21 protein-coding genes and 1 tRNA gene are annotated in these 23,437 nt (G+C 38.1%); 12 read left to right on the plus strand and 10 right to left on the minus strand.

The window, feature by feature from the left end; all coding sequences use genetic code 11:
• Positions 1-95: 95 nt before the first annotated feature.
• Positions 96-1,325, minus strand: a complete 1,230-nt coding sequence (locus IQ247_RS23950; protein ID WP_193923824.1) for a methionine gamma-lyase family protein — start codon at positions 1,323-1,325, stop codon at positions 96-98.
• A gap of 149 nt (positions 1,326-1,474) precedes the next feature.
• Between IQ247_RS23950 and IQ247_RS23955 the strand changes: the two genes are divergently transcribed.
• From IQ247_RS23955 to IQ247_RS23965, 3 genes are all read left to right on the plus strand, one after another.
• Positions 1,475-2,296, plus strand: coding sequence for an acyl-CoA desaturase (locus tag IQ247_RS23955; protein ID WP_193923826.1), 822 nt, complete (start codon positions 1,475-1,477; stop codon positions 2,294-2,296).
• A gap of 255 nt (positions 2,297-2,551) precedes the next feature.
• Positions 2,552-3,607, plus strand: coding sequence for a fatty acid desaturase (locus tag IQ247_RS23960; protein WP_193923827.1), 1,056 nt, complete (start codon positions 2,552-2,554; stop codon positions 3,605-3,607).
• A gap of 310 nt (positions 3,608-3,917) precedes the next feature.
• Complete coding sequence (locus tag IQ247_RS23965) at positions 3,918-4,985, plus strand: fatty acid desaturase (protein WP_193923828.1); 1,068 nt, start codon at positions 3,918-3,920, stop codon at positions 4,983-4,985.
• 218 nt (positions 4,986-5,203) lie between these two features.
• On the opposite strand, the gene IQ247_RS23970 is transcribed toward IQ247_RS23965, so the two are convergent.
• The 6 genes from IQ247_RS23970 to psbZ form a co-directional block, all read right to left on the minus strand.
• Entirely contained in the window at positions 5,204-6,322 is a 1,119-nt protein-coding gene (locus IQ247_RS23970) for a fatty acid desaturase family protein (RefSeq protein WP_193923829.1), read from the minus strand.
• 434 nt (positions 6,323-6,756) lie between these two features.
• A complete protein-coding gene (locus tag IQ247_RS23975; RefSeq protein WP_193923848.1) occupies positions 6,757-8,013 on the minus strand; it encodes a glutamate-5-semialdehyde dehydrogenase in 1,257 nt (418 codons plus the stop codon).
• A gap of 47 nt (positions 8,014-8,060) precedes the next feature.
• On the minus strand, positions 8,061-8,468 hold the full coding sequence (locus IQ247_RS23980) for a hypothetical protein (RefSeq protein ID WP_193923830.1): 408 nt from the start codon (positions 8,466-8,468) through the stop codon (positions 8,061-8,063).
• 483 nt (positions 8,469-8,951) lie between these two features.
• Positions 8,952-9,023 (minus strand) — tRNA-Gly (locus IQ247_RS23985).
• A 253-nt stretch (positions 9,024-9,276) separates the two neighbouring features.
• Positions 9,277-9,858 carry a 6,7-dimethyl-8-ribityllumazine synthase gene (ribH, locus tag IQ247_RS23990; RefSeq protein WP_193923831.1) on the minus strand — a complete coding sequence of 194 codons (582 nt, stop codon included), beginning with the start codon at positions 9,856-9,858 and terminating at the stop codon, positions 9,277-9,279.
• 348 nt (positions 9,859-10,206) lie between these two features.
• Entirely contained in the window at positions 10,207-10,395 is a 189-nt protein-coding gene (gene psbZ, locus IQ247_RS23995; protein ID WP_193923832.1) for a photosystem II reaction center protein PsbZ, read from the minus strand.
• A 52-nt stretch (positions 10,396-10,447) separates the two neighbouring features.
• Between psbZ and IQ247_RS24000 the strand changes: the two genes are divergently transcribed.
• The 3 genes from IQ247_RS24000 to IQ247_RS24010 all read left to right on the plus strand — a co-directional run bounded on the left by IQ247_RS24000 (position 10,448) and on the right by IQ247_RS24010 (position 12,277).
• Complete coding sequence (locus tag IQ247_RS24000) at positions 10,448-10,606, plus strand: hypothetical protein (RefSeq protein WP_193923834.1); 159 nt, start codon at positions 10,448-10,450, stop codon at positions 10,604-10,606.
• 134 nt (positions 10,607-10,740) lie between these two features.
• A complete protein-coding gene (locus tag IQ247_RS24005) occupies positions 10,741-11,424 on the plus strand; it encodes a HEAT repeat domain-containing protein (RefSeq protein WP_193923836.1) in 684 nt (227 codons plus the stop codon).
• A gap of 286 nt (positions 11,425-11,710) precedes the next feature.
• Positions 11,711-12,277, plus strand: coding sequence for a phycobiliprotein lyase (locus tag IQ247_RS24010; RefSeq protein WP_193923837.1), 567 nt, complete (start codon positions 11,711-11,713; stop codon positions 12,275-12,277).
• Positions 12,278-12,429: 152 nt separating this feature from the next.
• Here the strand turns inward: IQ247_RS24010 and IQ247_RS24015 are convergent, their stop codons facing one another.
• Together IQ247_RS24015 and IQ247_RS24020 are read right to left on the minus strand one after the other, a co-directional pair.
• Positions 12,430-14,208 carry a YhgE/Pip domain-containing protein gene (locus IQ247_RS24015; RefSeq protein WP_193923839.1) on the minus strand — a complete coding sequence of 593 codons (1,779 nt, stop codon included), beginning with the start codon at positions 14,206-14,208 and terminating at the stop codon, positions 12,430-12,432.
• Between the two features lie 204 nt (positions 14,209-14,412).
• A complete protein-coding gene (locus IQ247_RS24020) occupies positions 14,413-15,879 on the minus strand; it encodes a site-2 protease family protein (RefSeq protein ID WP_193923841.1) in 1,467 nt (488 codons plus the stop codon).
• Positions 15,880-15,997: 118 nt separating this feature from the next.
• Here IQ247_RS24020 and IQ247_RS24025 point away from each other — a divergent pair, with 118 nt between their 5' ends.
• Positions 15,998-16,681 (plus strand): MBL fold metallo-hydrolase, encoded by a 684-nt coding sequence (locus IQ247_RS24025; RefSeq protein WP_193923850.1) that lies wholly within the window; start codon positions 15,998-16,000, stop codon positions 16,679-16,681.
• A gap of 45 nt (positions 16,682-16,726) precedes the next feature.
• On the opposite strand, the gene ctpA is transcribed toward IQ247_RS24025, so the two are convergent.
• On the minus strand, positions 16,727-17,965 hold the full coding sequence (ctpA, locus tag IQ247_RS24030; protein WP_193923843.1) for a carboxyl-terminal processing protease CtpA: 1,239 nt from the start codon (positions 17,963-17,965) through the stop codon (positions 16,727-16,729).
• Positions 17,966-18,396: 431 nt separating this feature from the next.
• On the opposite strand from ctpA, the gene petB reads away from it, so the two are divergent.
• From petB to IQ247_RS24050, 5 genes are all read left to right on the plus strand, one after another.
• Complete coding sequence (gene petB, locus IQ247_RS24035) at positions 18,397-19,044, plus strand: cytochrome b6 (protein ID WP_193923844.1); 648 nt, start codon at positions 18,397-18,399, stop codon at positions 19,042-19,044.
• A gap of 51 nt (positions 19,045-19,095) precedes the next feature.
• On the plus strand, positions 19,096-19,578 hold the full coding sequence (gene petD, locus IQ247_RS24040) for a cytochrome b6-f complex subunit IV (protein ID WP_193923845.1): 483 nt from the start codon (positions 19,096-19,098) through the stop codon (positions 19,576-19,578).
• A gap of 295 nt (positions 19,579-19,873) precedes the next feature.
• A complete protein-coding gene (locus IQ247_RS32780; RefSeq protein ID WP_228059995.1) occupies positions 19,874-20,032 on the plus strand; it encodes a hypothetical protein in 159 nt (52 codons plus the stop codon).
• A gap of 88 nt (positions 20,033-20,120) precedes the next feature.
• Positions 20,121-20,561, plus strand: coding sequence for an ATP-binding protein (locus IQ247_RS24045; protein ID WP_193923846.1), 441 nt, complete (start codon positions 20,121-20,123; stop codon positions 20,559-20,561).
• Between the two features lie 1,566 nt (positions 20,562-22,127).
• The gene (locus IQ247_RS24050; RefSeq protein ID WP_193923847.1) at positions 22,128-23,315 is read left to right on the plus strand and encodes a glycosyltransferase; all 1,188 of its coding nucleotides are present in this window, start codon (positions 22,128-22,130) and stop codon (positions 23,313-23,315) included.
• Positions 23,316-23,437 lie beyond the last annotated feature (122 nt).

A 23,437-nucleotide genomic window follows, 5' to 3' on the forward strand; every position in this document is an offset into this window, starting at 1 on the left:
AGACAAGGGGATGGGGGAGAGATTATTACCCATTACCCATTACCCATTACCCATTACCCATTACCCATTACCAATTACCAATTACCCATTACCCATTACCCATTACCCATTACCTCAATCACAGCTTCAAGAGCGATCGCCACATGAGTCCAATGAGTTCCCCCCTGACAATAAACTATGTAGGGTTGTCTTAATGGTCCATCAGCGGAAAATTCTAAGGTGCTACCTTCGATAAATGTCCCCCCAGCCATGACTACTTTGCTTTCGTATCCCGGCATTTCGTCGGGAATGGGGTCTAGATAGGAACCGATAGGAGAATGCCTCTGTACGGCTTTACAAAAGGCAATTAATTTTTCGGCGGAACCGAGTTTAATTGCTTGAATTACATCTCCACGAGGTGCAAAAGGTGTGGGGTTAACGGGATATCCTAGTTTGTCAAAAACATAACCAGTCAGGTGAGTGCCTTTCATTGCTTCCCCTACCATTTGTGGAGCTAGGAATAATCCCTGAAATAACAAACGAAGTTGGTCAAATGTCGCACCGCCTTCTCTACCGATTCCCGGAGCCGTCAAACGACAAGCTGCGGCTTCCACTAAGTCCTCGCGTCCAGCGATATAGCCACCAGCAGTAACGATGGTTCCTCCGGGATTTTTGATTAAGGAACCAGCCATTAAATCCGCACCCACGTGGGTAGGTTCTTGAGTTTCGATAAATTCACCGTAACAGTTATCAACAAAGCAAACAGTGTTCGGATTTTGCTGCTTGACTAAACGAACAATTTTCTCTATGTCGGCAATTGAAAGACTAGAACGCCAGGAATAGCCGCAGGAACGCTGTATTAACACCAAACGAGTCTTATCCTCTACCGCATGACTTAAAGCTTGCCAATCCACCGTTCCTTCTGGAGTGAGATTCAATTGGCGATAGCTTATGCCAAAATCAATTAGTGAACCTTGATTTTTACCTCTTAAGCCAATGACTTCTTCGAGAGTATCGTAGGGTGCGCCTGCTACAGCCAACATTTCATCACCGGGACGGAGTACACCGAATAAAGCACAAGCTATGGCATGAGTCCCCGAAACGAACTGTACCCTGACAGCAGCGGCTTGCGCTCCCATGATTTCTGCAAAAACCTTATCTAACGTTTCTCTGCCCAAATCATCATGACCGTATCCCGTTACACCTGCAAAGTGGTGCGCCCCTACACTATGATGACGGAAGGCACTTAGCACTCTTTGAAGATTTTGCTTGACCTTGTGGTCAATTCCAGAAAAAATCTTTAACAGTGCTTGTTCTGCTTCTTGCAGTTGTTCCAAGCTGTTCATTAGTAAAACCGTTCTCAAAAAAATAATTAAACTATGGGGATTTGTGGCGTTATTGGCGCTACCCTTTGCGTAATCATCACGCAAAAGCCCAAAATTGGGGCATAACGGACGCGCAGATTAGGCTAAACAATTCTCAAACAGGTTAACGCATGACAATTGCTACATCAACAACTAAAGGTCCATTAAATTGGCTGCACATCTCATTTTTCGTCGGATTACATTTTGGAATTTTACTGGCTCCATTCCCCGCTTTTTTTAACTGGAAAGCCGTAGGCGTAGCTTTACTGTTGTATTGGGTAACTGGAGGCTTAGGCATTACTCTGGGATTTCACCGACTGATCACTCATCGCAGTTTTCAAACTCCCAAATGGCTGGAGTATTTCTTAGCATTTTGTGGGACTCTTGCTTGTCAAGGAGGACCGATTGCATGGGTGGGAATGCATCGCATCCACCATTTACATTCCGATCAAGAGCTAGATCCTCATGATTCCAATAAGGGTTTTTTCTGGAGCCACATGGGTTGGATGTTTTACCATTCTCCGGCTTTTGCTGATGTTCCCCGCTTTACAAAAGATATCAAAGATGACCCAGTTTACAACTTTTTAGAAAAGTATATGCTACCAATCCAGTTTGCTCTGGGTGGATTGCTATTACTTTTGGGTGGTTGGTCTTTTGTAGTTTGGGGTATTTTCGTTCGTCTTATTTTTGTATGGCACTGCACCTGGTTTGTCAATAGTGCAACTCATAAATTTGGCTATCAAACCTATGATGCAGGAGACCACTCTAAAAACTGCTGGTGGGTAGCTTTATTGACCTATGGTGAAGGATGGCACAATAATCACCACGCTTTTCAATATTCAGCCCGTCACGGGTTGCAATGGTGGGAAATTGACCTTACCTGGATGACGATTCAATTACTGCAATTTTTAGGTTTGGCTACAAATGTCAAATTAGCACCTACGAAGCAGTAACATATTTTGGATATTGTTTGGATATTGAATTCATTTGTGAGAGTAATCCAAAATCCAAAATTGACAAAATTAAGTTAACCTTTATTTACCCCTGCTTACGCATTATTACTTAGGGCAAAAGCGGGGGTACCGCTTGTTTAGTTAAGAAAATAGAATTTTCTCTAAATACGTGGGGTTAATTACTTGATATAATCCAAATCGCGAATGTTACGAAACTTCGTAAAAGCGGAGTTTTTATTTTAATTAAATTCATTCATGACAACATCAGCAATAAATACACACCACTCGCAACCTAAACAGCTTACTGACTCCGAACTCAAGCTGACAGACATCATCAAATCTCTGCCCTCAGAGTGTTTCATCCAAGATGCTCGTAAAGCTTGGTTTAGTGCAATTAGCAGCGTTTTAGCCGTTATTGTCGGCTACTTTTTTTTGGCGATCGCGCCTTGGTATCTTTTACCCTTAGCATGGATATACACGGGTACTGCTGCTACAGGATTTTTTGTCATCGGACATGATTGCGCTCATCGTTCATTTGCTAAACGTATTTGGGTAAATGATTTAGTGGGACATTTATTTATGATGCCGTTAATTTACCCTTTCCACGGTTGGCGGATCAAGCACAATTATCACCACACTCACACTAATAAATTAAAAGTAGATAATGCTTGGCAACCCGTAAGCACGGAAGTTTACGAAAATAGTGGAGTAGCCTTAAAATGGCTTTTTAAGAGATTTTTATACAACCGTTTATGGTGGATAGGCTCGATTGTACATTGGGCGATGCATCATTTTAATTGGTCTGCATATCGTAAACAAGACCAACCTGCTATTAAGCTTTCTGTAGGTGTAGTAGTTATATTTGCCGCTGTATGCTTCCCTGCGCTAATTGCTACAACTGGTATTTGGGGATTTATTAAGTTCTGGCTACTTCCCTGGATGGTGTATCATTTTTGGATGAGTACCTTTACTTATATTCACCACACTGCTCCAGATATCCCTTTTATCGCAGCAGATAAATGGAATCCAGTTATAGCCCAGCTATCCGGTACAGTTCACTGTAATTATCCCCGTTGGGTAGAGTTTCTGTGTCACGATATCAACGTACACGTACCCCATCATGTTTCCACAGCGATTCCTTCCTACAATTTGCGTCTTGCCCATCGCAGCTTACAAGAAAATTGGGGAAGTTATGTACGGGATGAATGTACCTTTTCTTTGTCTTTACTCAAGTATATTACCGACAGATGTCACTTGTATACTTCAGAGAATGAATATATTTCCTTTAAAGATTATTATGCACGACGATAACAATTCCTGATTTTTTCAATTCGAGATTTCTATGTTTAACCCCCTTGAAAATATCGGGGGTTATATATAATAAATCATCGATTTTGCATTAGTTAAATGTGGAATAAAGGTCGTGAAATCAGTTATCAGTTATCAGTTACCAGACATATTATGGTAGGGTAGATCGGACTCAATAATCAATAGATTATTATGTGTCTAACAAGAAAGCTTTGCGCTTCACTGTTAACTGTTAACTGTTAAGTTTTACTGACTTTAATTTACTCAACAGATAGTCAACAAAATTCACTTTATATCCGGTAACGTAACAAGCGTGCAAACTTCTACAGTTAACCCAGAAAATACTCCTCAAGCGGTATCATCAGAGGAAACAAACCAACTACCCTTTACTCTTGGGGATTTAAAAGCAGCAATTCCAGCAGAATGTTTTCAACCTCAAGTAGGTAAATCTCTGTTTTTCTTTGCTCGTGACATCTTAATTATTGCTGGACTTTATGGCTTAGCTTACTACCTAGATTCATGGTTATTTTTTCCTGTTTTCTGGGTAATGCAAGGAACTATGTTTTGGGCTTTATTTGTAGTCGGACATGACTGCGGACATCAGTCATTTTCTCGCCACAAATGGTTGAATGATTTGATCGGACATTTATCTCATACACCGATACTTGTTCCCTATCACGGATGGCGAATTAGTCATCGAACTCATCACAAAAATACTGGTAGTTTAGAAAATGATGAAAGTTGGTATCCATTATCGGAATCAGCTTACAATCAAATGGATTTAGTGGAAAAAATCGGTAGACATTACCTGTTTTTACTGGCTTATCCGGTATACTTATTTAAACGTTCTCCAGGTAAAACAGGTTCTCACTTTTTACCTGGTAGTCCGTTGTTTAAACCCTCAGAGAAATGGGATGTCATCACTAGTACTGTACTCTGGACTTCCATGGTTGGTTTACTAGCTTTCTTGACTTATCAATGGGGTTTCATGTGGTTAATCAAATACTACGCTGGCCCATACATTGTATTTGTAATTTGGTTGGATTTGGTGACATTTTTACATCATACCGAGGCAGATATTCCTTGGTATCGCGGTGACGAATGGACTTTTCTTAAAGGTGCTATTTCCAGTATTGACCGCGATTATGGTTTTATCAATCATATTCATCACGATATCGGTACTCATGTTGCTCACCACATTTTCTTAAATATCCCTCACTACAATTTGAAAAAAGCAACTGAGGCAATTAAACCAGTTTTGGGTGAATATTTCCACAAATCAGATGAGCCAATTTTAACTTCTCTGTGGAATTCTTTCAGAAAATGCCATTTTGTTCCAAATGAAGGTAAAAAGGTTTATTACACTTCTCATTTTAGATAAATATAGAAGTGAACAGATTAAGCAATTCGTAATTGCCATACAGTGGTTTTGTAGAGACGTAGCAGTGCTACGTCTTTTTTATTATGGTTATAACGCGAAAAATTGAATCATAATAATGCGTTGCTCTATATAGCAAATTTGATTGGAGTCAGATAGATTTTTGTGGGATTAATGAAGACGTAGCATTGCTACGTCTCTACATTAAACAATCCTTTTTTTTACAAGATTTGGGGCGTTACTTGACTGATTTGAGGAGGATTTCCCATTAGTTTTAACCAACTATAGTTAGCAACCAGTGCTTTTGTAAACGTTGGATATACATTGTATTTTACATCGTATTCTTGACAAACTTGCGCCAATATTGGAGCTATTTGTGGATAATGAATATGACAAATCTGGGGGAATAAATGATGAACAACTTGATAGTTCAGTCCACCGAGATACCAGTTGAGAAAACGGTTTTTAGGAGCAAAATCAACTGTTGTTTTTACTTGAAAAATTGCCCATTCATCATCGATGACATTTCCTAAAGAATTTGGCTCGATAAATTCTGCTGGTTCGAGTACGTGAGCAAGCATGAAAACATTACAAATTAGTACTCCATAAAGCATATTCACGATGCATAATCCGATAATGATTTGTATTGGACTGTATCCCAACGCAAATGGTATACCAACATAAAGTCCCAACCAAACAAATTTTGCACCAATTAAAATCATCAATTGTAATGGGCTTGGTTTTGGGATATTATACTCGTGATATTTACGTTTAAATAAAATGAGATAAACATCAGCAATTGACCAATAAAATGGAATAATTGCATATACAAAATTAATTACCAAATGCTGGTATTGATGATACCATTTATGCTCTCTTGCTGGAGACATTCTCACTAAACCATCACCATCAATTTCCACATCATGACCGATGATATTTGTATAGGTATGATGCAAAAGATTATGACGACATCTCCATAAGTAACTGGAAAGACCAATGATAAAATCATAAGTCAAACCAAAAGTACTATTAACCCATTTTTTACTAGAATAACCGCCGTGGTTGGCATCATGTCCTACACTAAAGCCAACACCAGCAAAGCCCATTCCCAACATGATACATCCAAGTATTTTCATCCATATGATGTTCGGAGAAAAAAGAGTGAATATCCAGGAAAAAGCTACCCATCCTAAGATAATCGCACTTTTGAAGTACATTGCAAAATTATCTCTGGTTTTAATATTCTCGGACTGAAAATAAGCATCTACTCGTTTATTCAGTTCTTTTCTAAAGCCAATGTTCTTGGCAAAAGTTACTCTAGTAGTTGGCGTTTGTGTCATGAAAAATGTTTTCTTGCTCAAATAAGAGATTGATTTAAGGATATCTTACACTTACAACTCAAAAATACGCAAAAAACCGAGTTTCTATATAAATCATTAAATTAATATGATTTATTTTTTGAATACACCGTTTAATTAGCACGGCTTTCCTGCGGTGTAAGGTATAACTTTAGGTTAGGGACATTTTGACGATCGGAACAAGACTTTTATTTACATTTTGCCTGGTTATTGCATTAAAAAAATATAGCAAATTTCAGTTGAGTCCAATACACTAAAACCTCACCCCCTTCCCCTCTCCTGTCAGGAGGAGAGGGGTGCCCGGAGGGCGGGGTGAGGTAAAATTTGTATTCCACTCAAGTGAAAACCGCTATATATACCTTGTTTCCTGTACAAATTTAACAGTACAATGGTGTATTAATAGTTCTATGCTAATCTCAAAATCTTCCGTTTCCTTGGACGATATGCTTGAGGGTAGTCAAACTTTCTAAACCAATCAATCCTCTACGGTGTCCTTTTTGATTAGACATTCCTAAAAATACCGCATCTCCCCATAATGGATTACGGCTAAAACGCGGAGAAGCATTAATATAGGTAGAAGCGCTATTTACACCCAAAGCGAATTGCCTGCTTTCTTGGTAAGATTCAGTGACAATGCAGTCAGCGTGTCCACTACTATACTGATTAATCCAAGTAATCGCCGTATCTAAACTATCTACAAGTTTAAACGCAACTGTTTTAGTAAAATAAGCTCTTCCCCATTCATTATCTTCTACCAGTTGCAACTGAGGAAATGATTCTCGCAGTTCAGCATCTCCTCTAAGATAAAAACCTTTCTCCTGTAAATTCTTTAATAACGTACCTAAAGAAGAGGATAGAGTTTGCCGATTGATTAACACCTTTTCAATGGCATTTACTGGATCTGGAGAACTAGCATGGCTTTCAGTAATCATCCAGCGTGCAATATCCACCAAGCTACCATTGGACGACCAATATAGATAACAATTACCCATAGCCGATTTTAAAACTGGTGCTGTAGATTGGCGTACTACCTGCTGTATTAAACTGGTACGTCCGTAGGGAATTACTAAATTTAAATACTGTTCTTGAGCAACCAAATCCCGAATTGATGTACCATGTTCCGCTGTTACCAATTCTACAGAGCCTACAGGTAATCCAGCTTCTGCAACAGCATTTTGTAGTACTGAGGCGATCGCCGCATTGGAATGGCTTGCTTCGGTACTTCCCTTCAAAATAATACTGTTGCCGGTTTTAATACATAAACCAGCTGCAATGGCTCCTAATTCTGGAAAGGCTTCGTAAATAAAAGCAATTACCCCCAAAGGTGTTGACTGGGAGTAACTTTGCTCTTCACCTAATTGATAATCAGCAGTTCTCATCCGTCGTAGGGGATCTGATAATCCCTCCAATCTTTGGAGAATTTCTACTGCTGAATCTAAACGTTCCGGAGTTAATTTTAGCCAATCCAAAATTAAATCTGGTACTGCCATTTCCCGACAAGCTTCGAGGTCTAAAGTATTCGCTTCTAATATATCGTCAAACGAGCGTTCTAGCGCCTCAGCCATCGCCATTAAAGCGCGACTACGCTCTGCTCCTTTGGTGATGCCCAATTTTAAGGCAGCATCGTATGCGCGTTTGGCGATACGCTCAGCGTCGCCTTTAGCGATCACAATTGTTTGGGGGTTCTCGGCAAAAGCATCCACAGTAAATAATCAGCGCCTTAACGTCTATAGGTAAGCCAAACCATAAGAGCTGGCAGTATAGCCAATAGCACTGCTATCAGCGCCCAAGCAATAATGCCAGAACCACTTGCCAAACGCAATGCTAATGGCAACCATATAATGACTAGCACGAAAATAATCCCCAGCGCTACTGGTAGGTAACTTTCTCCCAGACGTGGATGCACTACTTTCCATCCAGAATTTGTCCAGCGCCAAGCTCGTTTGTACGGATAAGTCGTAGAAAGCTGCTCTAGAACGCGAGCATTGTCTTCTACGACAAATATCTGCTGACAGCGATCGCAACCGAAGGCTTCTGTCAGGGTAATCGGAATTAAGCGTCCCCGACGGCGACAGGGACACGGGTATTCGTTGTTGAAATCGATTTTTTCGGGCTTTTGTGGTTGCACTATGACTGCTCTTTTGACTCTCCCTTCGGTTTTAAATTAGGAATCTTTTTTATATTCCCTTAAATTTACAATTCAGAATAAACTGTTTTATACAGAATTCTCTATTGAGAAATAATTTAAACGGATAAGCAGTTTATCCACTAAAATCTCTTTGTATCATTCACATTCTTTAGCTGTTACTGTTTCTATATACATCTTTTTAATTGATTCACAATTAAATTAAACTATTTGATGTTTTAGGCATCGCGCTTTTACCATCATATAGTGTAGTCCATCCTGTTTAAAACAGATCGCTCCTAAGACATATCTGTGATCTATTTTTATTTTAATATATGTAAATTTCAACAAATCTTCAAAATTATCGCAATGGTCATAGGCAATAGGGAAATGTCCTATCCTATAACTCAAAAATTAACTAAAAATTAAACTAAAAAATGCAGAAGGTTTAATTTCTGCATTTTTCGTCATGATTAATTTTTTTTAAGCGGGTGACGCGATTCGAACGCGCGACATTCACCTTGGCAAGGTGACGCTCTACCACTGAGCTACACCCGCATTTTCATCCTAAATAATAATATCCCACACGAGTTAAAATTTGTCAACCCCTTTTTTTGAATGGGTAATGGGTAATGGGTAATGGGTAATGGGTAATGGGACAAATATAATAATGAGAGAGTTTTGAAGGACACGGGGAGCGCTTAACTTTCAACTATATACTTCAATTACCAACTACCAATTACCAATTACCAACTACCAACTACCAATTACCAATTACCAATTACCAATTACCAATTACCAATTCCTCTTTTTAAACTTTCTCTTCCGACTCTGCGGGTATGTTGTTTAAAGTTGCGCTTTTAAGGGAACCTGCTAAGGTGCCGGAGTTTACGGAGGAGTATTGTTGTTTGAGATTGGGACGTAGTTGACGCATAAGGCTAGCCATTTCTAAAGCATTCATGGCATAATCCCAACCGTGATTGCTTTTAATTCCGGCTCTTTCTAGGGCTTGCTGCATGGTGTCGGCTGTCAAGACACCGAAAATTACTGGTACACCTGTTTGAAATGCGGCTGCGGAGATTCCTTTGGCGACTTCTGATGATACGTAGTCAAAATGTGGTGTTTGTCCCCGGATAACTGCACCCAAGCAAATTATCGCGTCGTAACTACCTGACATTGCTAATTGTCGGGCGACTAATGGAACTTCAAAGCTTCCAGGCACCCAAACATAATCTACTTGAGAACCGTGGGGGTTAGTATCAATACCGTGGCGTTTTAAACAATCTTGACACCCTTCTAGCAGTTTAGTGGTTACTAAGTCGTTAAATCTACCAATTACTAATGCAAAGTGTAGGGGTTCTGCTTGAGTAAAACTTCCCTCGAAAACTGCCATAGTTGCCTCTTTTATAAATATACTTCTTTAACAGTTATCAGTTATCAGTTATCAGTTAAAAACTGTAAATCAATTGGCACGGCTAGTCCCTCACAACGCCTGGGTGGTGTGTTTCAGTCGGGGTTAAATCCCCAACTGAAACCGTGATAACTGATAACTGTTCACTGTTCACTGATTTAACCAGATACTTCAGTTTAGTGCCGATCGCAAATAATAGGAGCAGAAAATTACCGGAAGATTGCGAGAAAGACAAAGGAAACAAAATATACTTTGATATTCCTCTGCTTTGCAATCCGTGGGGTATTCCTCTGCTCCTATTATTGGTCAATCTATGGTTAAAGCAGTGACTTAAACTACGAAAAAGTTTAAAGCTCCGACTAATAATACCAAAGCAAACCAAGCTCCGGAACCAATCCAGAGAAATTTCTTCGATTCAACCCAGGTTTGAGGAGTCGCGTAAGCAACGGGTACGCCAATTACCATGACGAAAGACAACGCAACTAGAGCGAGTAGAGCTATTTGGAATATGATGGTCATTTTTCTTTTCTCTTAGACGGATAGTTTTTAAAATCAATATTCTCTAAAACTAATGTACCTTATTGGTGGTGCGTTTATCGGCTATGTGGCTGCTCCTACTGATTTTTTCTGGGAATTAATCGGTTCTTATGTATGTGCTGTTGCCTGTAAAATTGGTGGTGTGACTATATCTAATGGTATAGGCTGGGTTGCAAGCAAGTGGCGCTGTTAATGGTACTGTATTACTATGGTTAATAGGTAATTATTCTAAAAACTGTTCCAAAGGCTAATGTATCTTAGCTAAAGTAATGTTAACTATAGAAATATAACTACCAGTAATTTTTTAAATATCTAAATACAAATAATATGTCAAATTCGAGTTTACAAGAAATTACGACTCAATTAGAAAGTTCTTCCTTAAGAGATAGAATGCTTGCTCTGGCTTCATTAAGAGATATTCCAGCGGAAGATGCAGTACCTTTAATCAAAAAAGTGCTTGATGATGAATCTCTGCAATTACGTTCGATGGCAATATTTGCTTTAGGGATTAAACAAACACCCGATTGCTATCCCATTTTAATCCAAACACTCGAAACTGACTCAGATTATGGCATCAGAGCGGATGCTGCGGGAGCTTTAGGATATTTGGGTGATGCTAGAGCTATAGAACCGCTATCGCGAGCATTTTACGAAGATACTGATTGGTTGGTACGTTTCAGTGCTGCGGTTGCCCTTGGTAATTTGAAAGACAATCGCTCAAGAGAAGTACTTTACAAAGCCTTGGAAAGTGAAGAAATTGTCATCCAACAAGCCGCGATCGCAGCGTTGGGAGAAATCAAAGATATTGATTCTGTGGACAAAATCCTTCGTTTTGCTCAATCGGAAGATTGGTTAGTACGTCAGCGTTTAGCAGAAGCTTTAGGTAATCTTCCTACTCCTAAGAGTATTTCAGCTTTACAGTATTTAAAAAAAGATAGTCATCCTCACGTCAGTGAATCGGCGAAAATTTCCCTCTCAAGACTTGAACAAGCAAACAATCAAATGGAATAATTTCTATACCATTTTGAGATTAATTAGTATAAAAAAACATTCCTTCAAGTCAGTCAACATGAATTTTTTTTCATCGCCATGAATGTGAGGGTTTTTCTCACTACTCCTACTCACTACTCACTTACAAGTCAGAGAAGTTGGGGTTCTTAAAAAAAAAACCGACTTCTGGGTATCATAAAGTTACAAAACATTTGATTTTCTTGACTTTATCTAAAGATGGTACTTGCTTGCTGTTACCTTTTAAAAAGTGAGATTATAAAAATTTTGATGTCAGGTAATTTGATTGATGAATATTGAAGAGTTTTTTGAATTAAGTTCTGGCAAATGGTTTTCCCATCGTACTAGTCATCATTTGGCTTTTAAACAGTCAGAAGGGGGTAAATCAGATATTATTATTGAAACCTTAGCGGCTGACCATCCGGAAGTAATTAAACTGTGCGAACAACATCAAGTTGAACCCAGTAGCGGTAACTGTGGTGCCAGAGTAACCTGGAATGGCACAATGGAATGGGATAAAGAAAAACACGAAGGTTCCACAGTGTTAGTGGCAATACCCAATTTAGATAACCCTATGGAAGGAAAGTTACTCCGAGAAATGGGTTATGCAGAAAAAACTCCAGTTGCCGGAAGTTATAAAATGGGTAGTGATGATGCACTCACCCTAACTACAGAATATGAAACCATGTGGTCTGAAGAACGTCTATGGTTTGCAAGTCCCAACTTACGGATGCGTGTTGGTATTCTCAAACGTTTTGGTGGTTTCAGTATGGCTTCTTTTACTTCGGAAATTCGCATGGGTGGAACTTCACCTGCTGCTAAAACAAACGATACAGCTAGTAATAGTGCATCCTAATTCACAATTTATCTACAAGAAGTCGGGTTTTTATTATAATTGTAAGGATTTGACAAACATTTTTAAAAAGCCCGACTTCTCAAGTGCTTGGGTTTGTAAAAGAAGTCGGGTTTTTACCACAATTGATGTATTTTAAAACCCGACTCCTCAAATCAACTAGATGTATTTTTCCTGGGAGTAGTTTTATTTGGTCTACTTTTTGGTGTTCTAGCTTGTGGTGGATGATTTAGGCTGTTTTCAAGCTTACTTACTGTGTTCACCACACTATCTAATTGAGTTTTTATTGTCTCAAATCCCGCTAATTTTTCAACAATAGTTTTTAACTGCTCTTGCTGATTATTTAACTGTATATCTATTTCGTCTTGGTTTGATTTTTGATTTGATTGAGTATTAGCTTTATCTAACTCAGTTAAATATTTTTCCAGTTTTTCTGTAGTTTGAGTGAGATTCTCTAGTTTGTTAGAGACGGAAGAAACTGTTTCTAATTTCTTTGTCAGTAGTTGAAAGTTTTCTTGCTGTTTGTTGTTAGTACCTTCTATTGTTTTATTTAAATTTTCTGTAGTTTGAGTATTAACTTTATCTAACTGATTTAGATATTTTTCAAATTTTTCTGTAGTTTGAGTTAAATTTTCAACTCGTTCAGAAATAGAAGAAACAGTTTTTAAATTTTTTGTCAGAGATTGTAATTCTTGTTGTGTCTGACTATTTCCTTCTATTGTTTTGCTCAGACTTTCTGTAGTTTGAGTATTAGCTTTATTTAACTCAATTAGATGGGTTTCGAGTTTTTCTGTAGTTTGAGTTAAATTCTCAACTTGGTTAAACACACAAGAAAATGCTTCTAATTTTTGTGTAAGAGCTTCCAAGCTTTCTTGTTGTTGCCTGTTGTTACTTGCTAATGCTTGATTGAGACTTTCTTTGGTTTGATGATTCGCTTCACTCAATTGAGTCAGATTATTTAACACAGAAGCCGTAGTTTGAGTTAAATTCTCAACTTGGTTAGATATAGAAGAAAATGTTTCTAATTTTTGTGTAAGAGCTTCCAAGCTTTCTTGTTGTTGCCTGTTGTTACTTACTAATGCTTGATTGAGACTTTCTTTGGTTTGATTATTCGCTTCACTCAATTGAGTCAGATTATTTAACACAGAAGCCGTAGTTTGAGTTAAATTCTCAACTTGGTTAGATATAGAAGAAAATGTTTCTAATTTGTGTGTGAGAGCTTCTAAACTTTCTTGTTGTTGCTGGTTGTTAGTTGCTAATGCTTGATTGAGACTTTCTTTTGTTTGATTATTTGCTTCACTCAATTGAGTCAGATTATTTAACACAGAAGCCGTAGTTTGAGTTAAATTCTCAACTTGGTTAGATATAGAAGAAAATGTTTCTAATTTGTGTGTGAGAGCCTGTAAGCTTTCTTGTTGTTGCTGGTTGTTAGTTGCTAATGCTTGATTGAGACTTTCTTTGGTTTGATTATTCGCTTCACTCAATTGAGTCAGATTGTTTAACACAGAAGCCGTAGTTTGAGTTAAATTCTCAACTTGGTTAGATATAGAAGAAAATGTTTCTAATTTGTGTGTGAGAGCTTGTAAACTTTCTTGTTGCTGCTTGTTGTTACTTGCTAATGCTTGATTGAGACTTTCTTTGGTTTGATTATTCGCTTTATTTAACTCAATTAGACGAGTTTCTAGTTTATCTGTAGTTTGAGTTAAATTATCAATCTGGCTTTTTAAGACTTGGGAAGAATCGATTTGATTTTTACTACTCTCAGCAACTATTTGAGATAATTGCTTATTTAAATCACTTGTATCTTCTACAAGCTTTAATAATTTTTCTTGTTCAATTTTACTCGCATTTAAACTATTTTTGATTTGCAAAACCAATATAGTGACTATTCCGACGAAAATTACTGATACTGTGGAAATAATTAGCAGTGTCATTCCTATTTTTATCCTTAGCGTAAATTAAATATAGTTAATCATCCATCCTACTATATTGAGAATTGATGAACTATAGAATGATACATCATCATATAGGAAGTAAAGCTATTTTGTAGAGCAAAAACTTTACTATTTTACAAATGTGAATATATTTTGAGCAGAGAAGATAATCTTTCACCTCTCATACCATCTCACATACATCATTTAAATATTTAATAAACCAGCGAGTGCCTGCGGTAACGGCAGTATAATCAAAATTAACAGTGCAATTGCTAGAAGTCCAAAAATATCTCGTTTATTATCTAATTCAGTTACATCATTCAAAGCCGGTTCATCTGCTAAACGTAAAAATATCAAATAAATAGCCCACAATAAATATTCTGACTGAATTAAAGAGAGTAATAATAACAGTAAACGAGCAATTTGTCCAATAATCATTGCTGTTTTCTGTCCAAAGATTGCATGAACAATATGTCCACCGTCAAGTTGTCCTACAGGTATCAAATTTAATGCCGTGACAATTATTCCTAGAAAACCAGCTACCGCTACTGGATGTAAGTCTATTGCCATATTAGATGTTAACTGAGCGCCTAATGTCAACTTTGAGAGCAACGCTATTAATATCGAATTTCTGGGATTCAAAGCATCAGTATTTAACATTGGTGCTTCGTTGTCTATGGGGACTATCTGCGAGTTACTCAAACCCCATATAAATAAAGGTAAACTTGCGATAAAACCTGCAACAGGCCCGGCAATACTAACGTCGAATAAAGCTTTACGATTGGGTACAGGACTACGCATCTGAATAAATGCACCGAAGGTTCCCAAGAAAAAAGGCATGGGAATAAAATAAGGCAGTGTAGTGCGAATTTTGTAAAACCTTGCGGTTAAATAATGACCCATTTCGTGTATACCTAAAATGGTCATCAATGATAAGGCATAAGGTAATCCTTGCAAGATTAAACTGGGATTAGACGATATTGCCGTAGTTTCAATACCCGCAATTCTGGTTCCGACAAAAGTAGTAGTGAGTAAAGTTGCTACTAACAGTAATAGAGCTAATCCTGGTCTTGTTATTTGTTCCTGTTTTAAACCAGCTTTCTTCTGCTGATGATTAGGAACTAACAAAAATATTGGTTTATCATTTAAACCTTCTTGAAAAATTAAAATAAAGCGATCGCCAAATTCTGCTTCAATATTTTCCTTTACCTGCTGGTAAGCGTTAGTTGCTGAAGTTTTTAACTGACCTCGACAAATCACCGCTTGGGGACGGTATTCAATATTTTGGATATAGTATACAGACCAAGGAAAACACGAACGTAATTGGCTTTCTTCCGTTGGTTCAATAGGACGCACTGGTGCTGGTTCTACGGTAGGATGTATAGCCGACTCTGTTTTGAGTGCTGGGGATTCATTGTTCCCATCCTTAAGGTCTTTACGCCCCCACTCAAACAATATCCAATATAACAAAAAACATATTGCTAATGACCAAAACACTAGTGCCGATGGTAATTGGGTTTCATATATTCTCATCCAACCAGTCCATATTAATGGTGGTGCCATCAATACTAACCATAACAGCCAAGGTGGAGTTTTTGTTACTTTTGCAACAGTTCGTTGCAGAGTATAGTAAGTAAATATTCCTAAAAGAATTAAAAGCAAAAATGTCATTTTATTTTCAGGTTTTCTGAGAAGAATGTCTTGTTGTCAGATCGGAACTGCATTTTTTGCTGAAGTTGTGCGCTGTTTTAACGAAGCATTAACCTCTATTTCAAACAACCTTTTTTCTATGCATCCCTCACAAGAGCCGAGTCATCAAACACACAAGCCACCAAAGGAAATTCTCAATTCTCTATTTGCATTTTCTCCCAATCGGGACACATTAGGGGGAACCGCTTATTTCATTGTAAGAAACGAAGGTAATATCCTGATTGACTGTCCTCCTTGGAATCAAAATAATCAAGATTTTTTAGAAAGTAATGGTGGTGTACGTTGGTTTTTTATTAGCCATCGCGGTGCCATTGGTAAAAGTGCCGAAATCCAACAAATTTTTGGCTGTGAAATTTTAATTCAAGAGCAAGAAGCTTATTTATTACCTAAATTAAGGGTAACTGCTATAAGCGAAAACCTTACCATTGATTCGACATCGCAAGTTATTTGGACACCCGGTCATTCTCCCGGTTCGTCCTGTTTTTACTACAATCTGTCCGGAGGAATATTGTTTACCGGCAGACATTTAGTTCCCAATCAACAAGGAGAACCAGCCCCGTTACGAACATCTAAAACCTTCCATTGGCAACGACAAATCAAAAGTATCAACTCTTTATTAGATACTTTTACACCCCAAACACTTCAATACATTTGTCCTGGTGCAAATACGGGCTTTCTCCGAGGTAAAGGTTTGATAGATAACGCTTATAATCGTTTAGCAAATCTCGATTTAGCAGAATTACAAAGAAAGGTCAAAAGTTAAAGGTCAAAGGTTAGAGATTTGTAATCAACAACTCTCAACTGTCAACTAACTCCTAAGTGCTAACTGTTGCCTATTTTCTGCTAAGAGTTCTACTGCTGCTTGATATTGAGTATCGGATGAAGTCGCTATTTCTTGTAGTTTGATTGGTTCGGAGGTAATTACTTTGTCAGGGGTAATGCCTAATTTGTTAATATCTCGATGATTGGGGGTTTCATATTTAGCGATTGTCACCGCTAAGCCTGAACCATCTGATAATTCAAATAAGGATTGAATTAAGCCTTTACCAAAGGTTTTTTCTCCGACGAGAGTTGCACGATGATTGTCTTGTAATGCACCTGCAAGAATTTCGCTAGCACTCGCTGTTCCTTGATTAACTAATATCACTAATGGGTCTTGGGTTAATGCTGGACCAAAAGATTCAAAACTGCCTTGAATGCCTTGCCGGTTTACCGTATAAACGACAACATTTGAATCTAACCACAAACGAGCAACTTCTATCCCAGCTTGCAATAAACCACCGGGGTTGTTTCGTAAATCTAAAATGTAGCCATCAGCGCCTTGCTTTTCCAATTCGCTAATCGCATGAGCTAATTCTATGGGAGCGTTAGCGTTGAATTGTGTCAAGCGGATATAACCGATGTTATTTTCCTGATCTTTTTTTAGTTTAGCAATTACAGGATTTAAAGTAATGCGATCGCGAACAATTAAAATTTCTTGAGTGGGAGCGTCATCTCTCTCTATGGTTAAGCTAACAGTAGTTCCAATTCTACCGCGCATCAAGGAAGCTGCTTGGTCAAGAGTGAGATTTTCAGTGGGGGTACCTTCGATTTGGGTAATGCGATCGCGGGGCTGAATTCCGGCTTTTTCTGCTGGTGAACCTGCAATAGGAGCGACAACTTGTAATTGACCTGTTTTCGGTTCAAGAGCAATTTGCAATCCGACACCAGTTAATTCCCCAGAAGTATTGACTTGTAAACTGCGATATTGTTCGGGGTCTAAAAATCTAGTAAAAGGGTCATCAAGGGTTTTGAGCATATTTTGAATGGCTTCATAAGCAGAAGAACTATCTTTTAGTGGTGTATTCAAAGCTTTTTGCCGCACTTGCGCCCAATTTTGATGATTAAATGTGTCATCCAAATAAGTACGATTAACAATTCGCCAAGCCTGAGAAACTAATTTTTGTTCGTCTGTTAAAGCGACAGCCGGAAAGCAAAAGCTACCAAATGCCAGCCAAAACGCCATTATGAAAGACAAAATGCCCCGAAAAACCTTTATATTGTCCATAAATTCGACTTTTTTACTTGATTTTCAACCACAATTCGCTACACAGAAGGTCAATTAGCAACCTTCCATAAGATGAAATCTATCTCTAGATTATGTTACTTTTTTTATATAAGTGCTGTGTTGCCGTTACTAATTTTGGGCAACTGACTTCTAAAAACTGGGCAAACAACGCCCGTAAAACGCTATGATCTACTTTGTATCCATATATTATTTTGGGCTTGGGTGCATAGTACGCAATACATTCCCTCCCCAGAGAGTGTAATCGTTTCTTTAAACTATTAACACTCGCGACGGCAAAAAGTAAATTTAAAAATAAACAAATATCAACAAATTTTGTTTATTTTATTGCTGTCCCCTCAAATCTCAATTAGCGCATTGTCGATAATTGAGATAATTATCAACCGCAATTTATCTCTAGGAATCTGGGTTGTATGACCAACGTTTATGACTGGTTTGAAGAGCGCTTAGAAATCCAAGCGCTTGCTGATGATGTTACAAGCAAGTATGTACCTCCCCACGTGAATATTTTCTACTGTTTGGGTGGAATTACTCTTACTTGCTTTTTAATCCAGTTTGCAACTGGGTTTGCAATGACCTTTTACTACAAGCCAACCGTTGCCGAAGCTTATTCTTCAGTACAGTTCATCATGAACGAAGTAAACTTCGGTTGGTTGATTCGCTCCATTCACCGCTGGTCTGCCAGCATGATGGTGTTAATGATGATTTTACACACCTTCCGAGTTTATTTAACTGGTGGTTTTAAAAAGCCCCGGGAATTAACTTGGGTAACTGGTGTAATCCTCGCTGTAATTACCGTATCTTTCGGCGTAACCGGCTACTCTTTACCTTGGGACCAAGTAGGGTATTGGGCTGTGAAAATCGTTAGCGGTGTACCCGAAGCGATTCCCGTGGTTGGAGTTTTAATTTCTGACTTGCTGCGTGGTGGTTCCAGTGTTGGACAAGCTACTTTAACTCGCTACTACAGCGCTCATACTTTTGTACTACCTTGGTTGATTGCAGTGTTTATGCTGGCTCATTTCTTGATGATCCGTAAACAAGGTATTTCCGGTCCGTTGTAATTCGAGTAAAATCTCACAATATTAAACTCAAGCAGAGGAACACTATCAGAAATGGCAACAGTAAAAAAACCGGATCTAAGCGATCCACAATTGAGAGCTAAATTAGCCAAAGGTATGGGTCACAATTACTATGGTGAACCTGCTTGGCCCAATGATTTGCTCTACGTTTTCCCTATTGTAATTATGGGTTCTTTCGCTTGTATCGTGGCTCTTGCAGTGTTAGATCCTGCAATGACAGGAGAACCAGCGAATCCTTTTGCAACACCTTTAGAAATTTTACCTGAGTGGTATTTGTACCCAGTTTTCCAGATTTTGCGTTCGCTTCCTAACAAGCTTTTGGGAGTGTTAGCAATGGCTTCTGTACCTCTGGGATTGATTCTTGTTCCCTTTATTGAGAACGTGAACAAGTTCCAAAACCCTTTCCGTCGTCCTGTTGCCACTACCGTATTCCTCATCGGAACTTTGGTAACAATTTATTTGGGTATCGGTGCTACCCTCCCCTTAGATAAGTCTCTTACTTTAGGACTGTTCTAAATTACTTAGTTAATAAGAACTTGTCCTAACGTCTGTGGGGTTTCTCTACTAAGTGCTTATTGATATGTAAGTACTAATGAGAAACTCCAACGGGCGTTAATTTTAATTTAACTTATGCTCTTGCGTTCTTCTGAGATCAGATAATTATTCAAAAGTTAAAAAGATACGGTAATCATAATAATTTTTAAATATTCTATAAGCTTGATAAGCTTGATACTACGAGCATTACAGAGTAAATTATATTTTTAGACATTTTCAAAAGCTTTGATCAAAACGTAAATTTTGGGAAATAGTATTGCCCAATCGCCAAACTATCCCTTGGTCAGGTATAGTGGAAGGTGGTAAAATACGTGGTAATATAAGTAACATCCCAAATTATCGTCAACTTAAAGATGCAGTTAAGCAGGTTAGTTGTAATTTAAATTTAGGTTATCTCTGGGATTTTTTTAATTAAGAAGAACAAATCAAATTTCAAAATCGAAAGTTTATAAACTATAAAAGATATAAGTAAAAATAATCCACCTATATTTAAGTCAAGGTCAATGCTAGCAATTGTGGAGCAAGACCATCTGACGGTTAAGAGCGAACTAAAGCTTCTAAACCAGGTACAACAATGGTTTGAACAATTCTGTCTACGTAATTTGTCTGGGCTTAGTTGGCTCGAAAGTCAACAGTATCGACTTAATCTAGCATTAGCTGAAGGCTTTACTAATGCTGTTCGTCATGCACATCAAGCTTTACCACCAGAAACAAACATTGATATTGATGTTTTATTGTGGAATGACAAACTAGAAATTAGAATCTGGGATTACGGCAAACCATTTAATCCAGATGCCATAGCCGAACCAGAACCCGGTACTCTACAAGTAGGAGGGTATGGGTGGTTTCTATTACGACGATTAGCAGACCAAGTTGTTTACGAACGGGATATAGATGGTAGAAATTGTTTGCTCATCGTCAAGTATGGTAAACAGGAAAATTAATCGTAAATAGTGTTACATATAAAATTTATTGATTGCTTAGAAAGCCGACTCAATTGACTGTCAATTTTCGTGAAAACCGATGTAATTAAAATTTAATCGCTACTTCTTATTTTTTACTTTTAGTTGCCTGTGCTTCTCCTATAATCAACTCTATTTAGGAGCCGATGCACAAGTAACTTGCGTGTGTTTGTCTAAAATACATATCCCGAAATTAATTATGGTTTAGTGACATATCCTCCATCATTGCCTACCCGACGCTGAAATCTTTGATTACAGCGCGGGCTTCCAAGACTTCGGCTACTCGATTCAACGGCTGGGCAACCCCTATCGCCTCCACGAGCTTTGTTTTACTTCCGCGTGATGCCCCACCGCGCCTATGATTTGAAGCGTGTTGTTAACGAGAAAACTTGTGCAGAAATTACTTTCTACTCCCGGTTCTAGCCCTTCATCGTACATGACCTGTCTCGTTGCAGGTTCAGAGGCATTCGAGCTAGACAGCAAGGCGGGAAGCCCTGAAACACCAAGCCCTCTGCTATTTGGGAGGGTAGCTCGATTGTACCATACTCGTTCGCAGCATCGGAGTTTGCTCGCTCGCAATATCCCGACGCTCATCCGAAGGATTAGCGCGGGGCTGCTGCTGTTAAAGCTCAAAATTCTTCTAGATACCTGTTAATACAGCCAATATCGAAATTTTTTCCGGAGATGTGTCAAATATTCCATAATTTTTAGCGCAAACTCAACTCAAATTTCAACTAATTTTTATAGTTGCTAATAATTGTAAATAAATGTATAAAATAAACATATTAATACCGTATACACAGCATTAAAGTTACACTGCTATCTTTGTTAAGCTTTGACAGCTAGAGTCACAAATTGCTTTTGTTTAGGTATCAGTGTGGTTGATCGGGCTTTGGATGGTGATTTTTGAAATAACGAAAAAGAGTACATCAAAATTGCGCTAAATAAAATAATGATCTTTAAATATAGCAATTATGGTTCTTCAGTACTCGGTATGCTAATTAAATAGTCGTAAAAAGGCAGATGGCACAAGGCAGTCAACATGAAAAATTTTTTTCATCGCCATGAATTTCATAGGCAGTAGTGACTCACCCTTATTCATAGTGAGATGAACCGCGCTCTTCGAGCGAATGAAAAATTGACGTTTTATACCTCGCGCTCATTCAGCCTCTGTATAATTAGTGATTTTTACTGATTTCAACTCAGAACGCGCATTTTAAATTGATACTTTTTACCCACTGCCGACTGCCGACTGCCTTTTATTGTAAGGGTTTTTCTCACTACTCACTACTCCCTACCCACTACTCACTTACAAGTCAGAAGGGAAAAAAGAACGATATGACTAAAAAATCAAGTAAACAAGACCCAAAGCCTTTATACCCCATATGTTACAGCGATTATTGCTTATGATGCAGGCATTAATGAACAGCCGCAATTATTTTCAAAAATTATTAATTAAACTCAGTTATCAACTAATGGAACTCATATTATTTAGATTAAATCGTGGATTAACATCATCCTCAGTAGTGAGCAGAGGAGTATAAAAAAATGTCACTTAATAAAATAGATAAAAAAAATCATTTAAACTTAATTAAAACTAAAAATACTAAAAATCTCAATCACATCTTTGTTTTTTTGGAAATATTTTGCCGTGAAGGTGGAATTCAATCTTATGTAAAAGATGTATTTCGAGCTTATGAGACATTACCAGAATCGATAAAAGCGGAAGTATTTTTACTGCGAGATGCAAAAGGCTGTGTAAATCCTTTTGAATCAGAACGCTTGCAATTTCATTATTTTCAAACAAAGTCTTCTCAACTAGGAAGAGCGAGAATGACTTGGGCATTATTAAACCGTTTGATTCACCAACGTCCGGATCATGTATTTTGTGGTCATGTTTATCTAGCACCTTTAGTTGGTATGTTGTGCCAACCTTTGGCAATTCCTTATACAGTAATGACTCATGGTAAAGAGGTATGGCAACCTTTACCAAAGTTAACTAAAGCTAATCTACAAAAAGCTTCGCAAATTTGGACAGTAAGTCATTATACTCGTGAAATTGCTAGTCGTGCCAATAATTTAAATACCGATAAGATTAAAATTTTACCTTGTGCTGTCAATGGCGATCGCTTTACTCCCGGGCCAAAACCAGGAGATTTATTAGAACGTTATGGTTTGACGGGAGCAAAAGTACTGATGAGCGTCACCCGATTGTGGTCTGGTGATATTTATAAAGGAGTAGATGTTACAATTCGGGCATTATCGCAAATTGCCGAAGTTTTCCCTCAAGTCAAGTATTTGGTAATTGGACGTGGGGACGATCAACCCCGCTTAGCACAGTTAGCAGAAGATTTGGGAGTACAAGAGCGAGTTATCTTTGCTGGATTTGTTCCTACAGAAGAATTAGTGGAACATTATCGTCTTGCCGATGCTTATATTATGCCTTCTCAAGAGGGCTTTGGCATTGTTTATTTAGAAGCAATGGCTTGCGGAGTACCCGTACTATCCGGCGATGCAGATGGTTCAGCAGACCCATTACAAAATGGTAAACTAGGATGGCGAGTACCACACCGCGATCGCGATGCTGTAGCAGCAGCTTGTATCGAAATTCTCACAGGAGATGACCCACGGTGTAACGGAGAATGGTTAAGAAAAGAAGCTCTTTCATCATTCGGTATAGAAGCCTTTCAAAAACGCTTGCAACAGCAGTTTTTATCGACAATTAAAAGCAGTTGATAGTGGTTAGTGGTTAGTGGATAGTTGATAGTGGATAGTTGATAGTGGTTAGTGGATAGTGGATAGTGGTTAGTGGATAGTTGATAGTGGTTAGTGGATAGTTGATAGTTGCTATATATTTC

The organism is Plectonema cf. radiosum LEGE 06105 (assembly GCF_015207665.1).
GTDB classification, from domain to species: Bacteria; Cyanobacteriota; Cyanobacteriia; order Cyanobacteriales; family Nostocaceae; genus Rivularia; species Rivularia radiosa_A.

Excerpts from the sequence above, each read along its gene's own strand:
- IQ247_RS24045 (WP_193923846.1), top strand. The coding sequence starts at position 20,121 with ATGCTAGCAATTGTGGAGCAAGACCATCTGACGGTTAAGAGCGAACTA.
- IQ247_RS23960 (WP_193923827.1), top strand. The coding sequence starts at position 2,552 with ATGACAACATCAGCAATAAATACACACCACTCGCAACCTAAACAGCTT.
- IQ247_RS23950 (WP_193923824.1), bottom strand. The coding sequence starts at position 1,325 with ATGAACAGCTTGGAACAACTGCAAGAAGCAGAACAAGCACTGTTAAAG.
- IQ247_RS24025 (WP_193923850.1), top strand. The coding sequence starts at position 15,998 with ATGCATCCCTCACAAGAGCCGAGTCATCAAACACACAAGCCACCAAAG.
- IQ247_RS24000 (WP_193923834.1), top strand. The coding sequence starts at position 10,448 with ATGTACCTTATTGGTGGTGCGTTTATCGGCTATGTGGCTGCTCCTACT.
- IQ247_RS23970 (WP_193923829.1), bottom strand. The coding sequence starts at position 6,322 with ATGACACAAACGCCAACTACTAGAGTAACTTTTGCCAAGAACATTGGC.
- petD (WP_193923845.1), top strand. The coding sequence starts at position 19,096 with ATGGCAACAGTAAAAAAACCGGATCTAAGCGATCCACAATTGAGAGCT.
- IQ247_RS24010 (WP_193923837.1), top strand. The coding sequence starts at position 11,711 with ATGAATATTGAAGAGTTTTTTGAATTAAGTTCTGGCAAATGGTTTTCC.
- petB (WP_193923844.1), top strand. The coding sequence starts at position 18,397 with ATGACCAACGTTTATGACTGGTTTGAAGAGCGCTTAGAAATCCAAGCG.
- IQ247_RS23955 (WP_193923826.1), top strand. The coding sequence starts at position 1,475 with ATGACAATTGCTACATCAACAACTAAAGGTCCATTAAATTGGCTGCAC.
- IQ247_RS24005 (WP_193923836.1), top strand. The coding sequence starts at position 10,741 with ATGTCAAATTCGAGTTTACAAGAAATTACGACTCAATTAGAAAGTTCT.
- IQ247_RS24015 (WP_193923839.1), bottom strand. The coding sequence starts at position 14,208 with ATGACACTGCTAATTATTTCCACAGTATCAGTAATTTTCGTCGGAATA.
- ctpA (WP_193923843.1), bottom strand. The coding sequence starts at position 17,965 with ATGGACAATATAAAGGTTTTTCGGGGCATTTTGTCTTTCATAATGGCG.
- ribH (WP_193923831.1), bottom strand. The coding sequence starts at position 9,858 with ATGGCAGTTTTCGAGGGAAGTTTTACTCAAGCAGAACCCCTACACTTT.
- psbZ (WP_193923832.1), bottom strand. The coding sequence starts at position 10,395 with ATGACCATCATATTCCAAATAGCTCTACTCGCTCTAGTTGCGTTGTCT.
- IQ247_RS24020 (WP_193923841.1), bottom strand. The coding sequence starts at position 15,879 with ATGACATTTTTGCTTTTAATTCTTTTAGGAATATTTACTTACTATACT.
- IQ247_RS24050 (WP_193923847.1), top strand. The coding sequence starts at position 22,128 with ATGTCACTTAATAAAATAGATAAAAAAAATCATTTAAACTTAATTAAA.